This is a genomic window from Variovorax sp. NFACC27, assembly GCF_048301545.1.
Taxonomy (GTDB): Bacteria; Pseudomonadota; Gammaproteobacteria; order Burkholderiales; family Burkholderiaceae_C; genus Variovorax; species Variovorax gossypii.
Genome location: NZ_CP157613.1, coordinates 3,102,311 through 3,124,384 on the forward strand (window position 1 = coordinate 3,102,311; position 22,074 = coordinate 3,124,384).

Genomic DNA, 22,074 nt, shown 5'->3' on the forward strand with positions numbered 1-22,074 from the left:
GCCATGAGCGGCGCTGGTCCTTCGATACTGCCGCCTTTCAACGAGAGGATCAGTCATGCCGGCATCGAGGCGCGTAGTGCGCGAGGGACCATTTCGAAAAATCATTGCCGACGGCGTGCAGGTCGGCGACACCATCTATCTCTCTGGCCAGGTGAGCGTGGACGGCGAGGGCCGCACCATCGGCGCGGGCGACATCGCGGCGCAGGTGAAGCAGGCCTATGCCAACGTCCGCACGGTGCTCGAATCCTTCGGCGCGACCATGGCCGACGTCGTGGACGAGACCGTCTTCGTGACCGACATCGACGGCTTTCTGGGCAGGGGCGACGAACTGTTCGGGCTGCGCGCCGAGATGTTCGGCGGCGATCCTCAGATCTCCCAGACGCTGGTGCAGGTCGCGAGGCTCGGCAGCGCGGACTGGCTGCTCGAGATCAAGTGCATCGCCAGGGTGGCTGACGCCGCTCAGGCGGGCTGACCGGCCGGAGCTTCCTGGAGAAGAGGAAGAGGCGTTTCCTGCAGAGGCGCTTCGTCGGGCGGCGCCAGCATCGTTCCCCTGCAGTTCGGCGAGCCGCAGTGGCAGGGGTATTTCGATGGCGGCGAGCCGTCGTCCGCCGTGAGCGAGTAGTCGATGAACAGCTCGTCGCCCGCGTCCACCGCCATCAGCGTCTGGAACTTGAGCACCAGCTCGCCGCCTTCGTCGTATTCCTCCACGGCCTCGCAGTTCGGCTCGCACGAGTGATTGAGGTGGCGCGTGGCGTTACCGCCCTTCGCGCCGTCGATGGTCTCGTTGTTCGACAGGGTGAACAGGTAGGTGAGCTGGTCGTCCCAGACCTTGGTGGCGATCTCGGCCTTGGTGTAGCGGCGGCCTTCGTAGAGGCCGAGGAAGGCTTCGGCCGGCAGGTCGCGCGTGGCGAAGGCGCCGAGGCCGTGCACGCCGCTGGGGCCGACACGCACGAAGGGGGTGGACGAGGTTCGCTTGTGATGCTTCATCGGGGGGGGGGGAACGAAAAGGACTGTCGGTTCAGGGCTTCGGATCGCCCAGGGAATTCAGGCAGCCCACGATCGCGTCGGCTGCTTCGTCGAGCCTCGGGCCGGGCCGCATCATCAGGTCGAAGCGCGCCGAGGCGAAGCTGCACACCCGTCCGCGCTGGATGGCCGACATGGCCGACCAGCCGGGCCGCGAGGCCATGGCGGAGATTTCGCCGAGGGCCGACACCATCAGCACGTCGGGGTTGGCTCGCACCACGAATTCGGGGCTCATCTTGGGAAAGGGGCCGAGCGTGCCGGGCACTGCGTTGCCGAGCCCGAGGCGGGCCAGCGTCTCGCCGATGAAGGAACTTTCGCTGGCCGCGGCCATGCCGCCATGCACCTCGAAATACACGCGCCGGCCTCGCCAGCCGGCCGGAACGCGGGCACGGGCCGCGTCCAGCCCGGCGTCGAGCTTGCGCCAGTAGGCTTCGCCCGCGCCGGGGCGACCGGTGGCGCGGGCCACGGTTTCCATCACGCGGCGCATGTCGGCATGGGTCTTGGCGTCGAGCGCCAGCACCTTCAGGCCCAGGCGCTCCAGCGGCTCGGCGGCACGGCTGCGCGGGCGCAGCAGTACCAGGTCGGGCTTGAGCGCGACGATGCGCTCGACGTTCGCGTCGTCGATGCCGCCCACCTGCGGCAGCCCCTTCACCGACACCGGCCAGTTGGCATGGCGATCGATCCCCACCAGCCGGTCGCAGGCGTCGAGGGCGCAGACGGTTTCGGTCAGCGAGGGCATCAGCGACACGATGCGCCTTGCAGGCGCCTGCAGTTCGACGGTGGTGCCGCGGTCGTCCTCCAGCCGGATGCCGGCGGCGTGCGCCGCCGGGCCGAAGCCCAGGGCCACGAAGGCAGCGGCCTTTGCGATGCGCCGCGCGGCAGCGGTGGCGGGGAAGAGCGGGCGCGGGGCGCGGGGCGGCGGGGCAGTGGCGGTCATCGGGCGGGCATCCAGGGCCCGCTATTGTCGCGGCGTCCGCACGCGCAGCCGGCGCGCCGTCGCTTCTTCCATACGGGCGTCGTTCACCTCGCGCAACACCTCGCGCAGGTCGACCGGGCGGGTGTCGGGCTCGAACCTGCCGGTCAGCTCGGTTTCCGGGCGCAGCATGCCGCGCTCGTAGAGGTGCCAGATCTCCTCGCCGTAGCGCGTGCGCAGCAACGCCGGCGCGAACCGGCCGAAGAAATCGCGCAGGTTCCCGACGTCGCGCAGCAGCATGCGCTGCGCATGGTTGTTGCCAGCGGCATCCACGGCCTGGGGCAGGTCGATGACGACCGGGCCGTCTTCGGCCAGCAGCACGTTGAACTCCGAGAGGTCGCCGTGCACGATACCGGCGCAGAGCATGCGCACCACTTCCCGCAGCAGGCCGGCGTGGTGGCGCAGCGCCTCCTGCGGCGAGAAGTCCACGTCGGACAGGCGCGGGGCGGCGTCGCCGTCCGCATCGGTCACCAGGTCCATCAGCAGCACGCCTTCGAAGAAGTTGTGCGGCGCGGGCACCCGAACGCCCGCGGCGGCCAGGCGGTAGAGGGCGTCGACCTCGGCGCTTTGCCAGATGGCCTCGGTCACTTTTCGGCCGAAGCGCGTGCCCTTGGCCATTGCGCGCGCCTCGCGCGAGTTCTTGACGCGCCGGTTCTCGGTGTAGTCGACGGCCTGGCGGAAGCCTCGCTTGTCGGCCTCCTTGTAGACCTTGGCGCAGCGCGTCTCGTCGCCGCAGCGCACGACGTAGACCATGGCTTCCTTGCCGCTCATGAGCTGGCGCACCACGGCGTCGACGAGGCCTTCGTCGATCAGCGGCTGGAGTCGTTGCGGGGCCTTCATGGGCGCACCTCCCGGGCGGAGAGGTAGGACCGCAGGTTTTCGGTGCCGAGCTGGTAGTACCCGTCGTGCCTGTGCGCCTTGTAGCCGAGCCGGTGGTTGATGGACAGCATGGGCGCGTTGACCTCGGCGTTGTGGGTGTAGGCCATCGTCACTTCGGGGTGGCGCTCGCGCACGAGCTGCAGCATCGCGGCCTTCACGGCCTTGGCCAGGCCCTTGCCGCGCCAGCGGCGGTCGACGGCCGTGAGCCGCTGGTGCATGCGGTCGGGGAAGTGCCGGTTCCACGCGGCGTCGCACACCGCGACCACTTCGTCGCCGTCGAGCAGCAGCACGAGGAAGTGGTCGCCGCCGCGCCGGTCCATGTCGGCGTACCAGGGCGGGAAGTCTTCCAGGTCGTAGCGCAGCGGCGGACGTTCGAGCAACGTCGTGGGCGCGTCGTTCAGCAGCGCGGACAGCGGCGCCATCAGCGTTGCCAGCCGCTCCAGCGGCACGCGCCCCGCGTGCATCTCGGCGCGAAGACCGTGGCCGGGTCCGAAGCCGTCGGCGCGCCAGCCTGCGAGCTCACTCCAGTCGAGATCCGCGAAGTACATGCGGTTCTCGACGCTGCGGTGCCGATGAGGGGCACCGACGGCCTGCATGAAGGCGTGGCCCTCTGGCAGGTGGGTCTTGATGGTCGCGACGGACTTGCCTCGCGCTTCCATCAGCTCGAGCAGCGCGCGAAGCAGGGCGCTCGCGACGCCCTGGCGCCGGTGCGGGCGCAGCACGCCGCCCCAGGCTTCGAGGAAAGGCGCGAAGGCCTCGTGTCCGGACGTGCCTTCGCGACGGAAGCTCGCGCTCAGGCTGCCGATGAACTTGCCGCCCGCGCCGACGGCCAGCACGCGGTGGAACTCGTACAGCGGGTTCGACTGCTGCACGTTGTGCCGGGTATCGGCATCGGGAGCGACGGGGTCACCGGGAAAGTCTTCCTCGGTGCGCAGTCGCCAGTAGGCGAGAAAGTTGGCCCAGTCGGCTTCGCTCGCGCGCTGGGGATCGAACACTGTTGTTGTCACGGTATGCCGCGCGTTAGCGGCACGGTTTTCAAGCATGGTTGCTGCCTTGATTCGACAAATGAACGGGGCACCGCGGGCACGGGCGTGCCTGCGGCGGCGTCTTGATTGAATCGGGGCGGTTCGGGGGCGCTGCGGCCGGAGAAGATGGCCGCTGGGCTGACCGGCCAGGCGGTCGGTGCTTGCTGCTGTTGAACGATCAGTTCAGATGAGGCCCGACGAACCGCACGATGGTGGGGGCATGAATTACGGCGTTTTCCATCTCGTACCTCCTGTTCCTGCGTGGTTGTCGAAGCGGTGAATGTAGCGGGCTTGCCGCGTGCTGTGAAGTGCCGCGTTGCTTGCGCGCATGCAGCGCATCAACGCAGGGTGCGAGGGCGATCGATGCGATAGACGAAGTGCGCCGTGCCGTGGACCGGGTTGTCGGGCGTGAGCGGCCCTTCGGCCACGCGAATGAATCCCACACGCTCCAGCACGCGAAAGGAAGCCGTGTTGGCCGCCGACACCGGCACCACGATGCACGGCGCGGCAGGGTAGTCGCGCCAGGTGGCGTCGACGAGCGTGCGGATCATCGCCGCGCCAAGGCCCCGGCGCAGCATGTCGGGCTCTGCGACGAAGTAGTCGATGCTCAGTGCCTCGCCCGGCGCTTCGACGAGCGGCGCGAGCTCCTCGATGTAGCCGGGGTTGTCCTCGAAGGTGTAGCGCTGCACCAGGCCGAAGTCGCGGCCCTCGATGGCGGCGATGTAGATCTCGGCCGTGTCGCTTCCGTCCACCGACGGCCCGAAGTCGCGTTCGAGTGCTTCCGGCGTTGTCTCGTGGTTCCACCAGCGGGCCACGTGCGGCTCGGCGAGCCAACGCCCGAGCATCGCGAAGTCGGCGCGCGAGAGCCGGCGCAATGCGATCGGTGCGTCGGCTGCCGCGGGCATGGGATCTCAGTTCTTCATGCTGTGGACAAGGGAAGCCAGCGCCGACGAAATGAAGATTGCGACGATGAAGCGCAGCCAGCCGGACTTGCGCTGCACGAAGTTGCCGATGGCGACGCCGCCCGTCAGCAGCCAGATCAGCGGGCTGCTTCCCGAGAGGAAGACGCTGACGACGTACAGGGCCTGAAGCATCATGCTGGCGATCCAGCCGATCTGCGAGAGGGCGCCCAGTGCCTGTTTCGCAGTCTGCTGGGTGGTTTCCCCGGCCGCGGGTTGCGCCGGTGCGGGTGCGCGCGCCGTTGCTTGCGCCAGGCCGGTCCTGGCCGGTTGCGGACGCGCCGCTTCGCGCTGCGCCTTCTTTTCTTCCGCGATCTGCTCGGCGGTCTTCTCGAGCACCGGTGCGGGCGCCTGGGCCGGCTGCCACCATTCGGGCCACGGAGCCTTGCCGGCGGCGGACTGCTTGCGGAATTCGCCCTCGGCGAGCTTGCGCGGCGAGGGCGTGCTGGTCGTCGTCGTCGAGGCGCGGCTGCCCTCATGCTTCGCTGCCAGCGCGCGAACGCGCTTCAGGTACGGCTCGCCACGTGCCGCGTCGGTCATCGCGATGAAGTTCGCATAGCCGCGCAGCGCACCGATCACGTCGCTGTTGCCGTTCCATTGCAGCCCCTGCGGGCCGCTGCGTTCGGCCTGGTGCAACACGGCGCGGAAGCGTCGCAGCGTGTCGCGGTCGACCGAGAGCTTGTCGTTGACCACGATGCCCGTCACGTGCTGCTGCCGGTGCTTGCGCATCACCTGCTGCTTGTCGGGGTGCACCGTGAGGCCTTCGCTGGCCACGATCTGCTTCACGCGCCACAGCAGCCTGGCCGTGTCGCGGCTGTGCTCGGGGCCGGCCGAGAAGGTCAGGTCGTCGGCATAGCGGGTGTAGCGGAAGCCCAGCTTCGCGGCGCTCGCTGCCAGCCGCGCGTCGAGGCGGCGGCACAGCAGGTTGGTCAGCATCGGGCTGGTGGGGGCGCCCTGCGGCAGCACGCGTTCGCCGCGCGCGACGAAATAGCGGTTGCCGTCCAGCTGTACTTCGTCCGTCGGCGCTTCGGTGCACACCAGCGCCAGCAGGCTCGCCACCTGCGACGAGTAGCCGAGCTGGCGGAACACGCCGCGCACGCGGCGCATGCCGATGGAGGGAAAGAAGTCCTTCAGGTCGAGGTTGATCACCACGTCGCGGCCCACGTGCGGCGCGGCGTTGGTGAGGATCGATCGGCCCGGCAGGAAACCGTGCGCCGCCTCGTGCACCGGCATCTTCGCGAGGATGTTGTCGAGCACCCAGTACTGCGCGCGCTTCAGGCGCGGCATCGGCGCGGAGATGTGACGCTCGCCGCCGCTCTTCTTCGGCATGGTGAAGCGCTGGTAGTGGCTCACGCTCGACACTTCGCGGTGCCATGCCAGGAAGCGCAGCTCGCCCAGGCCGATGCCCATGGCCTGCGCGAGATCGCCCGCGTGGTCGAGCGCGGGCAGGGCGTTGCGCGCCAGCGCCTGGCTGTCGCTGTGCGCGTCGTTGAGTCCGCCCGACACGCCGTCGCCCACGTACAGCAACTCGCGCTGGCGCCGCTCGTGCCATGCGACGGCGCGTGCATGGCGGCCCTGCGCGAGGCGCTGACGGGTTTCCTCGCGACGCTCGCGGGCCCGGGCCATGCGCTCCTTGCGCATGGTCTTCAGGGCCCTGTCGCGATCCTCGATGCCGCGCAGCTCGTCGCCGAGCTTCGTGAGCGCCGTCTGCAACTCGCCTTCGCGGCGGATCAGCTGTTCCTCGACCGTCGGGCGCGCCGCGTCCTGAGGCCAGAAGCCCAGGCGCTGCATTTCCTCGAGGACGACTTCCTGCTTGGAGCTCTTGCGGATGCGCTCGTACAGCTCCTCGCGGGTGAGCGCGGAGTCGGGAATGGAAGATGAAGAAGAGGCGGGAGACTGCATGGTCATGGCGCTGCGCCACCGGCCGATGCACTGCTTGAAGAGAAAGATTGCGAACGAAGCGGGAATCTCGTCGAAGAGCCTCGGGACTGGAGGGCTCCACTCGACGCCGGATGGCCATGGTGACGCCGATGAGCTTCGAGGAAGCCGCACTGTTGTCGCGTCACCATGGCCATCCGGCACAGTGAAGAGACGTCCAGTGACGCTTGGGAAGTGCTGTATGCGAGGGCGGCGATACGCCGACCGGATTGCAAGAGCCTTCCCGCTCCGTTCGCAAAAAGCAGTGTATCAGCCGATGTGGGCGGTGGTCCTTTCCTGATCTGTCGTCTTTGTTGTCTTTTCCGTCATGGCCGTCACTGCCGGCGCGGCCGAGAGGCGCAGCGCGAGCATGTGCTCGCACGGGCCCTTGGTCATGCGGTGGCGCACGAAGTGGCTGCATTGGCATTCGCCCGAGGCCACGCGCTGGTCGGCGTCGAGCTGCAGGCTCGTGAAGTACTCGCGCTGGCCGGCCGAGCCCTTGCACTTGCCGCTGAGCGAGACGCCGCCGTCGGAGCGCGCCTGCGTCTTCACGCCCGTGATGCGGCGTGCGCGTACCAGCTCGGCGGCTGCTTCTTCCTCGGGGCTGGCGTAGCGCAGCTTGTCCATCGGCAGCGGTTCGCGGCTCAGCTCGCGCAGCCGCCACACGCCGTGCGCGATGTCGTACACCACGCGGCCGGCCTGCACGTAGCCGCCGAGCGCCGCATCGACGGTGAGCGTCGAAAGACCCGTGGCTGCCGCGAGCTCGTCGGTGGTGGCGCGCCAGCGTTCGCCCAGCGCCGCGAACACGCGCAGCAGGCTGTCCTGGTCGACCGTCTGGCGCGGCTGCAGCAGCTCGAAGTGGCCGTTGCGCGACCAGTCGTTGGCGGTCCAGCCCGAAAGGCCGAGCGTGAATTCCATGCCGGGCAGCTGCGCCACCCAGAAGCTGGGCATGCCGGTGCCCAGCAGGTGCACCGTGAAGCCCTGCGCCACCGGCACGAGGCGCTCGAGCTGCAGCAGGCGTCGTCGGCCCCACACGCGGATGTCGGTGTCGGAGACGGCGCTGTGCGTGGAGCGCGGGCACACCATCTCGTGCCCCCAGGGCTCGAACAGGATGCGCACCGGCTGCCCCGGCCGCAGTATGAAGCGCAGCGAGCGCGGACCCGCGCGCTCCTTGCGCCGGCGCAGCACCAGGCAGATGTTGTGGATGTCCATCGGATGCAGCTGCAGCCGCTGCGCGGGCAGCAGCATCGCGCTGCTGACCTGCAGGAAGCCGCGCACCCAGCTGTCGGGCACGTCGATCTTCGGCTCGTGGAAGGCCGGGTCGTTGTCGCTCTGAACCTGGAAGCCGCCCGGGTCGATGGCCAGCCGCGTGGTCTTGTAGTCGCGGATCTTCTGGAACTCGTCGTACAGCGACTCGGAGTAGTCGACGTTGGTGGTGCCGAAGGCGTGGTCGCTCACCCGGTCGAAGATGTCGTGGCTGCACGAGAACATGCCGTAGCTCGACTCGTCCTGGCTGAAGCACTCGAAGAAAACGCGGTCGGGGTGCACCGTGATCACCGGGTCGAGCACGAACCAGGCTTCGCGGTTGACCTTGTAGATGTGGTCGAAGTAGCGCTGCTGCGCGCTCATGAAGGGCTGCATCACCGCGCGCTTGCTCTTGCGCAGTTCGGTCAGCTCCTTGCTGATCGGCTCCATCTGCGCCTTGATCGCATCGCTGCGCGCCATGAACTGCGCGAGCAGCTCGCCTTCCTGTCCGGCCAGCCATTCGAGGTACGCGCTCTTGTCGCGCGGCTTGAAGCGCAGGTCACCCACCACCACGTCGTGCAGCGCGGACATGCCTTCGCGAAACGGCAGGTGGCGGTTGATGTCGGCGACGAAGTGCACCGGCGCGCGCAGCGTGTCGGGCGCGAACTGCAGGGCGGTGCTGTTGGCAGTGTGCTGCGCGCCCGAATGGCCGAAATAGCGGTACTGGAATCTCATGCGGCGGGCCCTCGCGAGGGGGCAACGGAGGGAGGGGCGCGGCGCGGCGCGATGCTGCGCACCAGTGCGGTCTGCAACGGGTTGTCCAGGTCCGGGAAGAGGGCCTGGATGCTGCGCAGCCCGGCCACGTACTGGGCCCGTTCGGTGATGGCGCCGGTGACGGCCTGCCGCGCGAACACGCGCGCCACGATGCGCGCGATGTCTTCCGAGTGCGCCGCCTGGGCAGCCAGGAACTCCATGACGCGCGCCTTGGCCAGCCGGCCCCGGTTGGCCTGCGACAGCACGCTCAGGAAGTAGGGCTCCAGGCGTGCGAGCACGTCCGCATTGCGGCTCGCGGCCGATGCCAGCCAGTTGGTGACGAAGAGCTGCATGCCCGCCGACGGGTGCTGGCTGAGCTGCAGCATGTAGGTGGTGACGTCGGTCACGTCGAAATGCGTGGTGAGCAGCTCGCGGCCCAGTCGCTGTGCGCCCGCGTCCTTGTGGTCGCACAGGCGGACCAGCAGCGCGGGCGTCCACTGGCTGGCGCCGCTCTGGGCGCCGAACCACTGGCGGGCCCAGTCGCGCGCGTCGTCCCAGCGGCTGTCGAAGATGCGCAGCGCATCGCCGAGGTTCGAGAGCGTGCGCCCGGGGTTCGAGGCCAGCTGGTCCATGGCCCAGCGGCGCGCGGCGGCGGTGTCGACGAGGCCGAGGCTGGCGGTCTGCAGCACGTCGAAGCCCTGTGCGTCCTGCTGCGGCAGCAGCCATGCACCCAGGCGCTGCGCACCCTTGCTGCGCGCCTCGAGCAGGCGAAGCGTGACGGCGGGCTCGCCGCGGCGGGTGTGCTCGGCCAGCGGGCCGCACAGCCATTGCAGCAGCGAGTCGAACACGCCATCGGCCGCTTCGGAGCGGAACAGCTCGTCGCGCAGCAGCGGCATCAGCGCCGCGGCGAATTCGGGGTGAGCGGGAATCAGCTGTGCCAGGCGCGGCGCGACGGCGGCGCGCACGGCCGGCATCGGGCTGCTGCAGAAGGCCGCGAACAGCTCGGGCTGGATGACCAGCGTGGCATCGGGCAGGGAGGTGAAGAGCCGCACGCCCGCGCCGCGCAGGAGCTCGTCGTCCGACTGCAGCAGGCGCGTGAGCACGCTCACCGGCAGGCCCTGGACCGAGGCCGGATGCAGCAGCAGCCACTCGGCGGCCGTGCGCACCACGTCCGGACTCGCGTGATCGAAGAGCGCGAGCAGCCTGTTCAGCGGCGCCTTCGCGGCGGCCGTGCGCAGCAGACCCTGCAGTGCCCATTGCACGTTCTCGCAGATGGCGTCGAGCGCCGGCTGTGTGGCGTCGCAGGCAGACAGCCATGCGAGCAGTTCGGTGCCCAGCGCGTCGAGCGTCGAAAGATTCGGGGCGGCGGCCTGTAGCAGCAGGCGCGAGGCGCGGCGCACTTCGGCATCGGCCGAGGTCAGCAGCATCAGGAGCAGGTCGACCTGCTGGCTGTAGAGGCCCGGATCCCGTCCGATGTATTCGAGCGCGAGCGTACGCGCCTCGGCCAGCGGCGAGCCCAGCATCGCGGGCAGCCAGGGCAGGGCAGGCTCACCCGCCGTGATGCGCTGGCGCGCGATGGCGAGCGCGAAGCGCGCGGTGTCGTCCCAGGTGCTGGCCAGCAGGCGCCACACCGCGGGCGGCTCGAGGGCATCGCAGAAGGGCTTGTTGTCCTGCAGCGCGCGCGCTGCGAAGGCGTGCACGGCAGCGCAGCGGCCCTGCTGCATCAACTGCAACAGTGCTTGCGGATGCCGGTCCCAGCGCTCGGGCCAGGCTTCGGTGCGGTTCAGCCGCTGCGCGGGCAGCGGCGTGCTGCGGCGCCACTGCAGGCCTCCACGCTGGGCCTCCCATTCGGGGTCGTGGCGATGCAGCAGCTGCATCAGCACCAGCCAGCGGCTGTAGGGGCCGGTGTGCCAGCTGCGGGGCTCGGGCGTCCAGCGCGATTCGCGCTGCTGGCCGGCGGTGCCGGCTTCGCTGTCGTCGGCGGCGAGCAGCACGCCCATGGCGAGCCGCAGCCAGTCTGGTTCGTCGGCCGTGCCGGCCAGCGCCAGCCGGCGCAGGTTGCGCCAGGTGCGGCGGCGCAGGTAGTCGCGCGTGCGCTGGCTGTAGGCGAGGCGGCTGTCGGGCCGCACGATTTCCTTCGCGATCTCAACGTAGCGGCCGTTGACCTGTGCCCAGCGTCCGCCGGTGCGGAAGGCCGCGCGCTGCGTTTCGAGGCGCTGGTGCAGCACGCCGAGCAGGGCGTAGTCGCCCGAGAACTCTGCGCCCTTGTAGAGCCGGCGCCACGCGCGGAAGCTGCCGGCCGCGAGCTGCAGCGTCGGCGCGATCTCCAGCAGCGCGGCATGCGCGAGCCCGTCGCCCGCGGGGCCTTCGAGCAGCGCGAGGTCGAAGAGCTGCTCGACCCAGGCCGCGTACTTCATTCCGTTCCAGAGCGCGGGGTCGGCCAGGTGCTGCCGCAGCATCGGCATGGCCTGCCCGGCGGGCGCTTCGCCCATGGCGGCCCAGGCACGGCGAAGCGGGGCGGGCCAGTCGTCGACGATGCGTGCCGCTTCGGCCGCGCGCTGTTCGGCGGGCCAGAGGGCGAGCGCGGCCCAGCGCGCGGCGCGGGTGACCACGGGCGTGCGGCCACGCCGGGAGAGTTCGCGCATCGCCTCGAAGGCGCCGCCGTCGCCGCAGCGGCCGATGGCCCAGGCAATGCAGTAGTCGAGCATCGGCTCGCCGGTCTCGATGTGGTCGACGAGCTGCGGCACCGCGGCCGCCAGCCGGCGTTCGCCGATGCGCCACACCACGCGGCTGCGGCGCACCGGGGGCAGCAGTCTCCATGCGTCGGGGCGGATGCTGGCGAGCAGGACGGCGTCGCCGGGGTGGGAGAGGGCGGCGGCCACGGGGGCCGCGGCAGGAGCGACGGCGGAGCCCTCGGGCACATAGCCCTGCGCGATCTGCGCCACCACGGCGCGCTCGAAGGCGGCGGTGGCGGCTTCGAGCGGCAGCGGCGACGGGGTATGGACCGTCTCCTTCCACTGCAGCCCGTCGCGGCTGGTGCTCACGTGCACCACGTGGCCGGTGGCTTCCGGCAGGGCGAACAGTTCCACGGTGCTGAAGCCGGCGGCGCCTGCCACGCCGGGCTTCGAGCGGATGAATTTTTCTGAGCGAATGCGCTTCACGCGGAGGCCTCCCCTGCCTTCGGTTGATGCTTGTGCTGCTTTCTTGTATCGCCGCGCATCTTAGCGGGCGTTTGCGTCGGCGCCGCCTGTGTAGCATGCGCGGTCCGGCAATCGTGTGGGGGTTCTTCAGGTGTCGAATATGGAACAGGCTGAGCGATCGAGCTTTCTCTACTTCACGGGCCAGGGCTCGGACAAGGTCTACCAGGTGCATCTGCGCCCGAAGGACGACGGCTGGGTGGTCGACTACGGCAACGGCCGCCGCGGCGGCACGCTCTCCACCGGCACCAAGACCAGCAGCCCGGTCGCCTACGAGGCCGCGCTGAAGATCTACGACAAGGTCGTCAAGGAAAAGACCTCGAAGGGCTACACGCCCGACCAGTCCGGCGCGCTCTACACCTCGACCGACCTCGCCGGCCGGGTGAGCGGCGAGCTGCCGCAGCTGCCGACGCTGATCCTCGAGGAACAGGCCGCGCGCTACTTCGACGACCCGGGCTGGGGCCTGCAGGAAAAGGCGGACGGCGAGAACCGCATCCTGCTGATCGAAGGCGAGGCCGTACGCGGCACCAACCGCCGCGGGTTGTTCGTGGACATTCCGCAGGCCTGGACCGGCACGGCAGGCGCGGCGGCAGGGCGCACAGTGATCGCCGGCGAGCACGTGGGCGAGGCCTTCATGGCCTTCGACCTGCTCGAACTCCAAGGCCAGGACCTGCGCGGCGCGCCCTTCATCGAGCGCTTCGGCCATCTGCGCACGGTGGCCTCGTCCATGCCGTGGATCGCGCTGCTCGAACTCGAACTCACAGCCGAAGGCAAGCGCCGTCGCGCCGCAGAGCTGCTGGCCGCGCATGGCGAGGGCTACGTGCTCAAGGCACTCGACGCACCTTTCTCCGCGGGACGCAGCACGAGCAGCCTGAAGTTCAAGTTCAACCAGAGCGCGACCTGCGAGGTGATCCGCGTCAACGCACAGCGCTCGGTGGCCGTGGGGCTGCGCGACGACGCGGGCGCCATGATCGACCTGGGCAACGTGACCGTGCCGCCCAACGAGGCGCTGCCCGCGGTGGGCACGCTGGTGGAGGTGCGCTACCTCTACCGCTATGCCGGCGGCAAGTTCGAGCAGCCCGTCTACAAGGGCCAGCGGCCTGACATGACTGCCGAGGACGCGGTGCTGTCGCAGGTCACGCGCATCAAGGACCGCAGCGGGGCTCTCGACGACGAAGCCGCCTGAAGGAGGCTCAGCCGAAGGCCGCTCGCAGCTTCGCCGCGAGCCGGTTCGCCTCGGTGGCGGTGGCGATGTTGGTGAAGCCCATCAGCAGGCCCTGCGCGGCCGGCCCCGCCACGCCGCGCGCCGAGAGCGGCTGGCAGTTCAGCCCGGCCTGCTGCGCGCGCAGGGCGAGTTCTGCATCGCTTTCGCGGCGCTTGTCGAAGCGCGCGATCAGGTGCATGCCGCCGCTGCGCAGGTCGATGCGCACTTCGTCGCCGAATGCCTTCAGCAAGCCGGCCGCTAGCATGGCGCGCCGCCGCGCATAGAGCAGGCGCATCTTCTTCAGGTGGCGCGGGAAGTGTCCCTCGCGCATGAAGTCGGCCACCACGGCCTGCGTGGCCTGCGGGCTGCCGTTCGACCCGATGCGCGCGGCCTCCTCGAAGCGGGCGCGCAGCGATTCGGGCACGACCAGATAGCCCAGCGCGAGGCCGGGAAAGAGTACCTTCGAGAAGCTGCCCGCGTACAGCACGCGGTCGTTGCCGTCCAGGCTCTTGAGCGCTGGCAGCGGCGCTCCGGCATAGCGGTATTCGCCGTCGTAGTCGTCCTCGACGATCCACGCGTTCGCGCGAGTGGCCCATTCGAGCAGCTGCAGGCGGCGCGCGAGGGTCATCGAGACGCCCAGCGGCGCCTGGTGGGAAGGCGTGACGACGGCCATGCGCGCCTTCGGCGCCTTGCGCAAGCCGCGCGCGACGACGAGGCCGTCTTCGTCCACCGGTACCGGCACCGCGCGCTGGCCGGCTGCGCGCAGCACCTCGTGCGTGGGAGGAAAACCGGGGTCCTCGATCCAGACGCGGTCGTCCTTCTTCAGCAGCGTGCGCGCGACGAGTGAGAGCGATGCGCGATAGCCGCCCGTCACCAGCACCTGCGATGCATGGCACGAGACGCCGCGCGACACCAGCAGGTAGGCCGCGATGGCCTCGCGCAGCGGCGCATAGCCGCAAGGGTCGCCGTAGAACATGTCGGCCGCGTTCATGGCCCGCGCGCGGCGGGCGGCGAGGCGCGACCACAGCTTGCGCGGGAAGGCGTCCAGCGCCGGAATGCCCAGCTGCATCGGCGGCGGCTCTCCCGGCTGCTTGAGCGCGTCGCCGGATGTGCGCGTGTCCGCGCGGCGGGGCGACTCCCGCCGCGCGGGCCGATGAAGCGGAAGCGACGGGGAGACCACGGTGCCCGCCTGTCCGCGTGATGAGAAGTAGCCTTCGCCCGTCAGCTGGTTGTAGGCCGTTTCGATGGTGCCGCGCGCCACGCCGAGCTCGGCGGCGAGGCTGCGCGCGGAGGCGACGCGATCTCCGGGGCGCAGCGTACCCTGCTCGATGGCGCTGCGGTAGCGCTCGTAGATCTGGCGGAACAGCGGCGTCGGCTTCGAGCGGTCGATCCTGAGTGTCATGGCCTGGTCGTTTTCATGATTCTTGGCTCTTTTCGATGGGGCATGGTAAATCCATGATCGAGCCTCGCAACAGCCTGGAAGAAGGAAATGCAATGAGCGAGAAGGTATTTTTGGCAGGTGCCACCGGAGCGGTCGGCACCGCGTTGGTTCCGATGCTGATCGAGGCGGGCTACGCCGTGCATGGCAGCACGCGGCGTGCGGACCGCGCGGAGGTGCTGGAGGCACAGGGCGTGCACCCGGTCGTCGTCGACGTGTTCGATGCGCAGGCGCTGCATGCCGCGCTGGTGCGCATCGCGCCGTGGGGCGTGATCCACCAGCTCACGGACCTGCCCAGAGACCTGGACCCGGCCCGCATGGCCGAGGCCGCAGTGCTCAACGCGCGGGTGCGCATCGAAGGCACGCGCAACCTCGTGGCAGCCGCGCAGGCCGCAGGTGCGAAGCGGCTGGTGGCGCAGAGCATCGCCTGGGCCTACGCGCCGGGGCCCAGGCCCTTCGCGGAAGAGTGGCCGCTCGATACGGAGGCCGAAGGCTCGCGCCGCATCAGCGTCGACGGCGTGGCCGCGCTGGAACGGAGCGTGATGGCCGCGCGCGGCATGACCGCCACGGTGCTGCGCTACGGACAGCTCTACGGGCCGAACACGTCGACCGGGACGCCCAAGGGGCCGAGTCCGCTGCATGTGGAGGCCGCCGCACGGGCTGCCTTGCGGGCGCTTCAGCGCTCACCGGGTGGCATCTTCAACATCGCCGAGGACGGGGCCGAGGCCAGCAGCGAGAAGGCCAAGCGCGTGCTGGGCTGGCGTGCGGACGAGCGGCTGCCGCAGGGAGCCCTGCGATGAATGCCCGGATTTTTCCCGCGCACCGCCATGCGGGCGCCGGACTCGCCGCGCTGGCCGTCGCTGCGGCGGGCTGGGCGCTGCTGCCGCATGCCGGCAGGCAATCGACCCTCCGGCTCATCGACGACATCTGCAGCAGCGTGAGCCGGCCGATGTTCTCGTCGGCACCGGCTCCCGAAGGCTCGGCCGCCGCGGCACGGCCTCAGACCTCGTCCCGGGTCATTTCCTGCGAGGCCCTGCCCAACGTGCCGGGCAAGTCGGTCACCACGGTGATCGTCGACTTTCCGCCGATGGCCTATTCGCCTGCGCACCGGCATCCGGGCTCGGTGACCGCCATCATTCTCGATGGCACGGTGCGCTCGCAGCTGGCCGGCACTCCGGCGGGCGACTACAAGTCAGGCGAAACCTTCTTCGAGCCGCCGGGCACGCTGCATCTGTTCGCGGAGAACCCCGATCCGGTCAAGCCGGCCAGGCTGGTGGCGGTGTTTGTGGCCGAGGAGAACTGCGGGCCGCTGTTGCTGCCGCCCTGAACCTGCGGAGCGCTCAGGCCGTCGCTTCGAAGGCCGCGCGATACGAAACGGTGCCGGACGGCATCGCTCCGGCCAGCAGCAGCGCCTGGAAATACTGCGCCGGCACGCCGGGGTAGACCAGCGCAGGCATGGCCACGAAACCGAAGCGGCCGTAGTAGGCCGGGTCGCCGAGCACCACGCAGCCGGATGCGCCCATGTCGCGCAACTCGGTCAGCGCTTCGTTCACGAGCCGCTTGCCGATGCCGAGAGCCTGATGTCCGGGTGCAACCGACACCGGCCCGAGCCCGTACCAGCCGAGAGAATCGTCGGAGATGCGCACAGGGGAAATGGCGACGTGCCCGACGATCTGCCCGGCATCTTCCGCGACGAGCGAGACCGAGAGCTGGCCAGCGCGCCGCAATGCATTGACGATGAACTGCTCGGTGTGGCTCGAATGCTCTGCATCGAGAAAGGCGGCTGCCGTCACCGCTTCGATGGCGGGTGCGTCCGCGGGAGCTTCGTTCCGGATACGGATGTTCATCGGCCGCTACCGCACCCTTTCCCCGTCGCGCACCGATTCGATGGCGCCGTTGTAGAACCTCACGATGCCCAGGAAGTTGCCCTGGCCCCGGTGGTACACCCAGTCTTCCATCGGCACGCACGCCTGCGTCACCACTTGCTGCGCCGGTGCGCCGGGGTAGGGCGAAAGCACCCATGCCACCTGCGGGCGGGGCACGCAGACGAATTCCTTCGACATCGGTTCGCCACACTTCTGAACCACCGAGAACTTGGAGTCGCCCACGCCGGAGAGCGTGCCGCCGCAGCTCAGCGATTGGGCCGAGGCGCTGCCGGCGTGCATGAGGGCGACAAGAAAGACGAGGGTGCTGGCTGCGAGTGTGCGCATGGTGTCGATGGGCTCCTTGAGCGGCTTGGAATTGCGAGCGGCCCCGATAGTTTCCCTTGCCGCCATCAGGACCTCGGGCCGCGCAGCTTGACGATGCCGAAGCCCAGCGCGAAGGCTGCGCAGAGAAAGACCAGCAGTGCCAACCACATCGATCGCGTCGAGAAATAGGTGCCCAGCGTCGCGGCTGCCGACAGCGCGACGGCCAGCCATTCGAGCACCGGGTCGATCCAGCTCTTGGGCCGGCTCCTGAGCTTCTCCGCCGGTTGCGCGCCTCCTTCCTTTCGCGGCTTTCGTTGCCTCGGGTCGGGGAAGAGGCGTCTCAGTTCCGGCGGGGGCCACGGGTTGTCCGGCGATGCACCGATGCCGGCCAATCGCCAGACCGGGTCGGTGTCGTGGCGCGAGAGATCCGACATGAGGCTGCCGATCAGGCTGCTGTCGTCGAGGCGATCGATGGACGCCTGCTCGGCGCGCAGCCATGGCTCGGCATCCGCGGCATCAGGCAGTCCTTCGGTCCGCAGCAGGATGTGGTCCGCGAAGCCTTGAGCGGTCCAGGCTTCGAAGCTTTCGTAGAGCGGCCGGTAGCGTTCGCCGATGGCTGCGACGACGGCTTCGCGCCGTGCGGCGAGTCGCGTGAGCGCGCTGGCCTTGTCGGTGACGAGGTAGGGGTAGGTGGCGTCGGCACCGAAGTCTTCGAGGCACTCCTCGCGTTCGATGGCGCTGTCCTCGTCATCGATGTCGTACGAGTCGATGAAGCGCGCGTGGCGGATGTCGCCTTCGCCGAAGAGCGCCCGCCAGAAGAGCGGAAAGAAGGCATTGGCCTCCAGTTCTCCGCCATGGCCGAAGAAGCCGCGCCATTCGTTGCGGCTGCCTTCGGGCATGCGCGGCAGGTGCGAGCTGGAAAGGTAGACGGGGTGGGACATCTTTTTCTTCTTCGCTCCAGGCAAGGGCCGAAGTGGCGGGCGCCATCTTACGGGCGTGCCTGCGGATTACGCCCTTGTAATCCGCGTGAAAGGAGATGGCCGGGTGGGCTTTCCAGAATCCGGCGCGTGTCGGTCTGTCTGCTTTTTTCTTCATTCGCCATTCACCCCAAGGAGCATCGCATCATGAAACACGCATTCCTCGCCACCTCCGCCTTCGCAACGCTGCTCGCCGTGCTTGCCACCGGTGCATCGGCCTCTGGCACGCACAACGACGCGATCGGCAAGCCCGGCGTGGCCGCCAAGGCGACCCGCACGATCGAAGTCGACATGACGGACAGCATGCGCTTCACGCCGGCCGACATCAGCGTCAAGCAGGGCGAGACCGTGCGCTTCGTTGTCAGGAACTCGGGCAAGCTGAAGCACGAGCTGGTGCTCGGCACTGCGCAGGAACTGAAGTCGCACTACGCCGCGATGATGAAGAACCCGGAAATGGAGCACGCCGAGCCGAACATGGTGACGCTGGCGCCGGGCAAGACGGGCGAGGTCGTCTGGCAGTTCACGAAGGCCGGCAAGGTCGATTTCGGCTGCCTGCAGCCCGGACACTACGACGCGGGAATGAAGGGCGCGGTGAACGTGGCGCAGGCCGGCCGATAGGGGCATTGGCTGCGCGGCGGGCGGGATTGGATAGATTCCCGAGGGCAACCCAACACACTTTGCGCCCGCACCCGCCGCATGCATTTGTCGACACAAGGCCTTCCGGATCCCCGGCATCTTCTTCCTGTTCCTCCTGCCGGCATCGAGTGGCTCCCGGTGAATCTCGGGGAGTCGGGAGACAGCGTCTATCGCCGCAGCGATGGGGCTGCGTTCGCCAAGGTGTCCGTGAGCGGCTCCGATGGCGTGGAGTCGCTGGCCGGCGAGCGGCTTCGCACCGAATGGCTGGAGCCTTTTGATCTGGGGTCCGCGAAGGTGCTCGACTGGCATGCGTCGCAGGAGGGCGCATGCCTGGTCATGAGTGCCGTTCCCGGCGTGCCCGCCAGCGAATTGCCGGCCGAACAGCTGCTTCAGGCGTGGCCCTCCATGGCCCATCGGCTCAGGCTGTTGCACGAGATTCCCGCGGCAAGCTGCCCGTTCGCGCGCGCTCTTTCCACGATGTTCGAGCGTGCCTGCGACGTGGTGGCACGCAATGCGGTCAACAAGGAGTTCCTGGACCCGGAACAGCAGGACATTCCGCCGCAGCTCCTGCTCGATGCATTGCGCGTGCAGTTGCCGCAGCGCCTGGCACAGGAGGCGCGCGACCGTGTCGTGTGTCATGGCGATGCATGCATGCCGAACTTCATGGTCGATCCGCGGACGCTTCGCTGCACGGGGCTGATCGATCTCGGCCGTCTCGGCACGGCCGACAGGTATGTCGATCTTTCGCTCTTTCTCGCGAATGCGCGCGACAGCTGGCGCGGTCCGGACGACGAGCTTGCCGCTCGCAAGAGCCTGTTCGACACCCTGGAGATCGGCGAGCCCGATGACGGGCGGCTCGATTTCTATCTGGGCCTCGACCCGCTGACCTGGGGCTGAGGGGGCACGCCCGCTGCGGCGCTGCGATTGTTTCCATCGCATGAACGCTGCGGTTCTCTTTGCTGCGGGTTTTTACCTACCCGGCGGCTCACAATTCGTCTCACAGACCAGCCCGCAAGCCGATCTGGATGAACAGGCCCCGAGCGAGGTGGCCGCCCCCGAAAGGGACGGTTCCCCACCCAAGACCGGTTCGAAACCATCCTGTATGCAAAGAACTGAATTGAAGGAAATCCAAATGACCGCCTCGAAGCTCCTCTCCGCCATCTCCATCGCCCTGCTGGCCGCCGCAGGTGCCGCTCATGCCGAAAGCTATGACGGCGTGCATCAACTGACCTCGGCCACCAGCCGTGCCGACGTTGCCAGCCAGGCCGTGGTCGCCGCCCGCAGCGGCAACCCGTATGCGGACGGCGCCAACCAGGGCCCCGTGCAACTGATTGCTTCCACGACCAGCCGTGCCGCCGTTCGCGCCGAAGCCGTGGCCGCCGCCCACAGCGAGAACCCGTATGCCGAAGGCGTGACCTCGCGCGTCGCACCGGTTCTCGCCAGCGGCCTGGACCGCTCCACGGTGCGCGCAGCTGCCCGTGCCGCCGCACGCGGCGACGCATTGCCGCTGTAATCGGCTGGAGCGTTGTGGCGCGATAGTGCGATAGCGCGAAAGCAAAAGTAAAAAGCCGGGCCCCGTGAAAGCGGGGCCCGGCTTTTTGCTTGTCTGCGTTGATGTGCGTGCTGCGTGTCGAGTGGTCAGTAGACGCGCTCTTCGATCGGACCCACGCGATCGGGATAGAACGCCACGTAGTCCTTGAGCTGCGAGACTGGGTCGTACGGCGACTCGTAGGTCCATACGGCATTCACCGAGCGTTCGCCGCCGGCGGGAATGCTGTAGTAGTTGCACTCGCCCTTATACGGGCAGTAGGTTGCGTGCGAGGTACGTTCCAGAAGCGACATCTTCACGTCCTTGCGAGGAAAGTAGTGCACGGTGCCGAAGTGGGCTTCGCGTACCGTCAGGGCCTCGCGGGTATCGGCGATGACGCAACCGTCGACCGACACCACCACGCGCAGCGGGTTGGGTGTGATGGTGATCGGGTGCTCGGGGCCGGGGGTCTTGATGGTGCGCTCTGCTGTAGCGAACATGGAAGGCTCCTTAGTCCTCAGGTCAGATCGGTTGACACAAGAATCGGGGGATGCGGATATTGCCGCGACCGCGTGTCGATTTGAAGTCCCCGAGAAATCAGCCCATTGCCGACATGGTTAAAGGCTGAATCCCCATCAGAACCGCTCTGCAAGCCTTTCGGCTTCATTTCGTGCCCGGGCCAGGGAGGCCGTGACGGCCTCCGGCGATGCAAGCGTCGGCGCCGCCGTTATCTCGAGGATTTCGTCGATTCCGAGGAAGCCGAGCCACGTGCGCATGTATGGTTTCTGGAAGTCCTTATCGAGGGACGGAAGGCCCACCGGATAGTCGCCTGCACTCGAATAGATCAGCGCGGCGCGCTTGCCGTGCAGGAGGCCGCTGTAGCCTTCCTGGGGCGTCCAGAGCCAGTTTTCGCCCGGCAAGGTAACAACATCGATGTAGTGCTTCAGTATGTAAGGTATGCCGAAGTTCCACATGGGAAGACTGAAGACATATTTGTCCGCCGCGTTGAAGGCGCGCGCCAGCCGCACGGCCTTCTGCCAGTGGCGCTTCTGCTCCTCGGTGGCGTTGGCGGCGCGAAGCATCGCGAACTTGGCCTCGATCATCGTGGCGTCGAAGGCGGGCAGGTCGAGGTCCCAGAGGCGCAGCGTCTCGATCTCCACGTCGGGGTGGAGTGCACGATGTTGTTGCAGGAAGTGACGCGCCGTCTCGGCGGAGCGCGAACGCGCGGCTGAAGGCGAGGCTTCGATGTGCAGGATGCGTGTGGTCACGATTTTGTGTCCTTCCCGCATCAGCCGTTGACCAGGCGCAGGCCCACGGTGCCGCCGATCACCAGCGCGATGCATGCAAGCCGCGCAGGCGAAAGCGCTTCGCCGAAGAACAGCACGCCCATCAGCACCACGCCCACCGAACCGATGCCGGTCCAGATCGCGTACGCCGGCCCCAGCGGCAGATAGCGCAGCGCCTTGGCCAGCAGGTAGATGCTCAGCAGTGCGGTCAGCACGCCGATGGCCGAGGGCACGGGCTTCGACCAGTCCTCCGATTGCTTGAGTGCCGCGGCCATCGCGATCTCGACGAGACCGGCCGCCAGCAGGAATACCCAGCCCATGAAAACTCCTTTGGTGTTGTTGCGGGAAGAACAGGAACCCGATAATTCCGGGCCAGGCACCGAGCGACAAGTACGCACCTTCTGGTAACCATGGGAAATCCAGGCATGTCATCTAGGAAGACAACGGCTGTGGCAGAGACGCAGGCCGAGACGGCACCGGCCGACGTGTGGAGCGCCGGCTGCCCCTCGCGCCGCGTGCTCGAGCTCATCGCCAACAAGTGGGCGCTGCTGCTCATTCCGCTGCTGCGCGGAAAGCCGCAGCGCAATAACGAGCTGCTGCGCAAGGTGGGCGGCATCTCTCAGAAGATGCTCACGCAGACCCTGCGCGATCTCGAGCTCAACGGGCTGGTGCTGCGCGAAGACCACCAGACCGTGCCGCCGCACGTCGAGTACAGGCTGAGCCCGATCGGCCTTTCGCTGAGCAGGACGCTGATCGCCGTTGACCGCTGGGCCGAGGCGAACCATGCCCAGATCGACGCGGCGCGGCAAGCCGCGCGAGAGCGGGCCTGAGCGCCGGATTCGGTG

Annotated in this window: 23 protein-coding genes; 8 read left to right on the forward strand and 15 right to left on the reverse strand. The window is 68.6% G+C overall.

From position 1 onward, the window contains the following. The first annotated feature begins 55 nt into the window (after positions 1–55). Positions 56–472, forward strand: coding sequence for a RidA family protein (locus ABL840_RS14520; protein WP_093305042.1), 417 nt, complete (start codon positions 56–58; stop codon positions 470–472). Here the strand turns inward: ABL840_RS14520 and ABL840_RS14525 are convergent. The 8 genes from ABL840_RS14525 to ABL840_RS14560 form a co-directional block, all read right to left on the reverse strand. Continuing rightward, positions 460–987, reverse strand: a complete 528-nt coding sequence (locus tag ABL840_RS14525) for an SET domain-containing protein (RefSeq protein ID WP_093201879.1) — start codon at positions 985–987, stop codon at positions 460–462. The two genes, ABL840_RS14520 and ABL840_RS14525, sit on opposite strands and share 13 nt — an antisense overlap. A 31-nt stretch (positions 988–1,018) precedes the next feature. After that, positions 1,019–1,960: an ABC transporter substrate-binding protein gene (locus ABL840_RS14530; protein ID WP_093201877.1), complete on the reverse strand. Its 942-nt coding sequence runs from the start codon at positions 1,958–1,960 to the stop codon at positions 1,019–1,021. A 21-nt stretch (positions 1,961–1,981) separates the two neighbouring features. Then, the gene (locus tag ABL840_RS14535) at positions 1,982–2,836 is read right to left on the reverse strand and encodes a PA4780 family RIO1-like protein kinase (RefSeq protein ID WP_093201874.1); all 855 of its coding nucleotides are present in this window, start codon (positions 2,834–2,836) and stop codon (positions 1,982–1,984) included. After that, positions 2,833–3,882, reverse strand: a complete 1,050-nt coding sequence (locus tag ABL840_RS14540; protein WP_418116276.1) for a GNAT family N-acetyltransferase — start codon at positions 3,880–3,882, stop codon at positions 2,833–2,835. The genes ABL840_RS14535 and ABL840_RS14540 overlap by 4 nt, the downstream gene beginning before the upstream one ends. 356 nt (positions 3,883–4,238) lie before the next feature. Beyond that, positions 4,239–4,805 carry a GNAT family N-acetyltransferase gene (locus ABL840_RS14545; RefSeq protein ID WP_093305039.1) on the reverse strand — a complete coding sequence of 189 codons (567 nt, stop codon included), beginning with the start codon at positions 4,803–4,805 and terminating at the stop codon, positions 4,239–4,241. A gap of 6 nt (positions 4,806–4,811) precedes the next feature. Beyond that, a complete protein-coding gene (locus ABL840_RS14550) occupies positions 4,812–6,767 on the reverse strand; it encodes a reverse transcriptase family protein (protein ID WP_093305037.1) in 1,956 nt (651 codons plus the stop codon). 279 nt (positions 6,768–7,046) lie between these two features. Continuing rightward, a complete protein-coding gene (locus ABL840_RS14555) occupies positions 7,047–8,756 on the reverse strand; it encodes a hypothetical protein (protein WP_093305035.1) in 1,710 nt (569 codons plus the stop codon). Continuing rightward, positions 8,753–11,935: a hypothetical protein gene (locus ABL840_RS14560; protein WP_093305033.1), complete on the reverse strand. Its 3,183-nt coding sequence runs from the start codon at positions 11,933–11,935 to the stop codon at positions 8,753–8,755. Before ABL840_RS14560 ends, ABL840_RS14555 begins: the two co-directional genes overlap by 4 nt. A 139-nt stretch (positions 11,936–12,074) precedes the next feature. On the opposite strand from ABL840_RS14560, the gene ABL840_RS14565 reads away from it, so the two are divergent. Continuing rightward, complete coding sequence (locus ABL840_RS14565) at positions 12,075–13,157, forward strand: hypothetical protein (protein WP_093305032.1); 1,083 nt, start codon at positions 12,075–12,077, stop codon at positions 13,155–13,157. Positions 13,158–13,164: 7 nt separating this feature from the next. Here ABL840_RS14565 and ABL840_RS14570 read toward each other — a convergent pair whose 3' ends face one another. Next, positions 13,165–14,577 (reverse strand): PLP-dependent aminotransferase family protein, encoded by a 1,413-nt coding sequence (locus ABL840_RS14570; RefSeq protein WP_093305031.1) that lies wholly within the window; start codon positions 14,575–14,577, stop codon positions 13,165–13,167. Positions 14,578–14,669: 92 nt separating this feature from the next. Here ABL840_RS14570 and ABL840_RS14575 point away from each other — a divergent pair, with 92 nt between their 5' ends. Both ABL840_RS14575 and ABL840_RS14580 read left to right on the forward strand, forming a co-directional pair. Next, complete coding sequence (locus tag ABL840_RS14575) at positions 14,670–15,413, forward strand: NAD-dependent epimerase/dehydratase family protein (RefSeq protein WP_093305029.1); 744 nt, start codon at positions 14,670–14,672, stop codon at positions 15,411–15,413. Next, on the forward strand, positions 15,410–15,940 hold the full coding sequence (locus tag ABL840_RS14580) for a cupin domain-containing protein (RefSeq protein WP_093305028.1): 531 nt from the start codon (positions 15,410–15,412) through the stop codon (positions 15,938–15,940). Before ABL840_RS14575 ends, ABL840_RS14580 begins: the two co-directional genes overlap by 4 nt. Positions 15,941–15,953: 13 nt before the next feature. Here the strand turns inward: ABL840_RS14580 and ABL840_RS14585 are convergent, their stop codons facing one another. From ABL840_RS14585 to ABL840_RS14595, 3 genes are all read right to left on the reverse strand, one after another. Continuing rightward, positions 15,954–16,460, reverse strand: coding sequence for a GNAT family N-acetyltransferase (locus tag ABL840_RS14585; RefSeq protein ID WP_093305026.1), 507 nt, complete (start codon positions 16,458–16,460; stop codon positions 15,954–15,956). Positions 16,461–16,466: 6 nt separating this feature from the next. Continuing rightward, entirely contained in the window at positions 16,467–16,823 is a 357-nt protein-coding gene (locus ABL840_RS14590) for a DUF2845 domain-containing protein (protein ID WP_093305212.1), read from the reverse strand. Between the two features lie 65 nt (positions 16,824–16,888). Then, complete coding sequence (locus tag ABL840_RS14595; protein ID WP_093305024.1) at positions 16,889–17,743, reverse strand: hypothetical protein; 855 nt, start codon at positions 17,741–17,743, stop codon at positions 16,889–16,891. Between the two features lie 183 nt (positions 17,744–17,926). Between ABL840_RS14595 and ABL840_RS14600 the strand changes: the two genes are divergently transcribed. The 3 genes from ABL840_RS14600 to ABL840_RS14610 all read left to right on the forward strand — a co-directional run bounded on the left by ABL840_RS14600 (position 17,927) and on the right by ABL840_RS14610 (position 19,928). After that, complete coding sequence (locus ABL840_RS14600; protein WP_093305022.1) at positions 17,927–18,397, forward strand: cupredoxin domain-containing protein; 471 nt, start codon at positions 17,927–17,929, stop codon at positions 18,395–18,397. A 78-nt stretch (positions 18,398–18,475) separates the two neighbouring features. Next, positions 18,476–19,312, forward strand: coding sequence for an APH(3'') family aminoglycoside O-phosphotransferase (locus ABL840_RS14605; protein WP_093305020.1), 837 nt, complete (start codon positions 18,476–18,478; stop codon positions 19,310–19,312). Between the two features lie 235 nt (positions 19,313–19,547). Then, on the forward strand, positions 19,548–19,928 hold the full coding sequence (locus ABL840_RS14610; RefSeq protein WP_093305019.1) for a helicase SNF2: 381 nt from the start codon (positions 19,548–19,550) through the stop codon (positions 19,926–19,928). Between the two features lie 125 nt (positions 19,929–20,053). Here ABL840_RS14610 and ABL840_RS14615 read toward each other — a convergent pair whose 3' ends face one another. From ABL840_RS14615 to ABL840_RS14625, 3 genes are all read right to left on the reverse strand, one after another. Beyond that, positions 20,054–20,443 (reverse strand): DUF427 domain-containing protein, encoded by a 390-nt coding sequence (locus tag ABL840_RS14615; protein WP_093201835.1) that lies wholly within the window; start codon positions 20,441–20,443, stop codon positions 20,054–20,056. A gap of 135 nt (positions 20,444–20,578) precedes the next feature. Beyond that, the gene (locus tag ABL840_RS14620) at positions 20,579–21,211 is read right to left on the reverse strand and encodes an FMN-dependent NADH-azoreductase (RefSeq protein WP_418116277.1); all 633 of its coding nucleotides are present in this window, start codon (positions 21,209–21,211) and stop codon (positions 20,579–20,581) included. A 20-nt stretch (positions 21,212–21,231) separates the two neighbouring features. Further along, entirely contained in the window at positions 21,232–21,549 is a 318-nt protein-coding gene (locus tag ABL840_RS14625) for a DMT family transporter (RefSeq protein WP_093305015.1), read from the reverse strand. Between the two features lie 105 nt (positions 21,550–21,654). Here ABL840_RS14625 and ABL840_RS14630 point away from each other — a divergent pair, with 105 nt between their 5' ends. Continuing rightward, positions 21,655–22,059 (forward strand): winged helix-turn-helix transcriptional regulator, encoded by a 405-nt coding sequence (locus tag ABL840_RS14630; RefSeq protein ID WP_093202223.1) that lies wholly within the window; start codon positions 21,655–21,657, stop codon positions 22,057–22,059. Positions 22,060–22,074: the final 15 nt, after the last annotated feature.

What these genes read in the sequence shown, in the direction of transcription:
- ABL840_RS14610 (WP_093305019.1), top strand. Translation starts at nt 19,548, where the DNA reads ATGACCGCCTCGAAGCTCCTCTCCGCCATCTCCATCGCCCTGCTGGCC.
- ABL840_RS14580 (WP_093305028.1), top strand. Translation starts at nt 15,410, where the DNA reads ATGAATGCCCGGATTTTTCCCGCGCACCGCCATGCGGGCGCCGGACTC.
- ABL840_RS14550 (WP_093305037.1), bottom strand. Translation starts at nt 6,767, where the DNA reads ATGACCATGCAGTCTCCCGCCTCTTCTTCATCTTCCATTCCCGACTCC.
- ABL840_RS14520 (WP_093305042.1), top strand. Translation starts at nt 56, where the DNA reads ATGCCGGCATCGAGGCGCGTAGTGCGCGAGGGACCATTTCGAAAAATC.
- ABL840_RS14525 (WP_093201879.1), bottom strand. Translation starts at nt 987, where the DNA reads ATGAAGCATCACAAGCGAACCTCGTCCACCCCCTTCGTGCGTGTCGGC.
- ABL840_RS14615 (WP_093201835.1), bottom strand. Translation starts at nt 20,443, where the DNA reads ATGTTCGCTACAGCAGAGCGCACCATCAAGACCCCCGGCCCCGAGCAC.
- ABL840_RS14590 (WP_093305212.1), bottom strand. Translation starts at nt 16,823, where the DNA reads ATGCGCACACTCGCAGCCAGCACCCTCGTCTTTCTTGTCGCCCTCATG.
- ABL840_RS14565 (WP_093305032.1), top strand. Translation starts at nt 12,075, where the DNA reads ATGGAACAGGCTGAGCGATCGAGCTTTCTCTACTTCACGGGCCAGGGC.
- ABL840_RS14570 (WP_093305031.1), bottom strand. Translation starts at nt 14,577, where the DNA reads ATGACACTCAGGATCGACCGCTCGAAGCCGACGCCGCTGTTCCGCCAG.
- ABL840_RS14630 (WP_093202223.1), top strand. Translation starts at nt 21,655, where the DNA reads ATGTCATCTAGGAAGACAACGGCTGTGGCAGAGACGCAGGCCGAGACG.
- ABL840_RS14575 (WP_093305029.1), top strand. Translation starts at nt 14,670, where the DNA reads ATGAGCGAGAAGGTATTTTTGGCAGGTGCCACCGGAGCGGTCGGCACC.
- ABL840_RS14555 (WP_093305035.1), bottom strand. Translation starts at nt 8,756, where the DNA reads ATGAGATTCCAGTACCGCTATTTCGGCCATTCGGGCGCGCAGCACACT.
- ABL840_RS14530 (WP_093201877.1), bottom strand. Translation starts at nt 1,960, where the DNA reads ATGACCGCCACTGCCCCGCCGCCCCGCGCCCCGCGCCCGCTCTTCCCC.
- ABL840_RS14625 (WP_093305015.1), bottom strand. Translation starts at nt 21,549, where the DNA reads ATGGGCTGGGTATTCCTGCTGGCGGCCGGTCTCGTCGAGATCGCGATG.
- ABL840_RS14545 (WP_093305039.1), bottom strand. Translation starts at nt 4,805, where the DNA reads ATGCCCGCGGCAGCCGACGCACCGATCGCATTGCGCCGGCTCTCGCGC.
- ABL840_RS14535 (WP_093201874.1), bottom strand. Translation starts at nt 2,836, where the DNA reads ATGAAGGCCCCGCAACGACTCCAGCCGCTGATCGACGAAGGCCTCGTC.
- ABL840_RS14600 (WP_093305022.1), top strand. Translation starts at nt 17,927, where the DNA reads ATGAAACACGCATTCCTCGCCACCTCCGCCTTCGCAACGCTGCTCGCC.
- ABL840_RS14595 (WP_093305024.1), bottom strand. Translation starts at nt 17,743, where the DNA reads ATGTCCCACCCCGTCTACCTTTCCAGCTCGCACCTGCCGCGCATGCCC.
- ABL840_RS14605 (WP_093305020.1), top strand. Translation starts at nt 18,476, where the DNA reads ATGCATTTGTCGACACAAGGCCTTCCGGATCCCCGGCATCTTCTTCCT.
- ABL840_RS14585 (WP_093305026.1), bottom strand. Translation starts at nt 16,460, where the DNA reads ATGAACATCCGTATCCGGAACGAAGCTCCCGCGGACGCACCCGCCATC.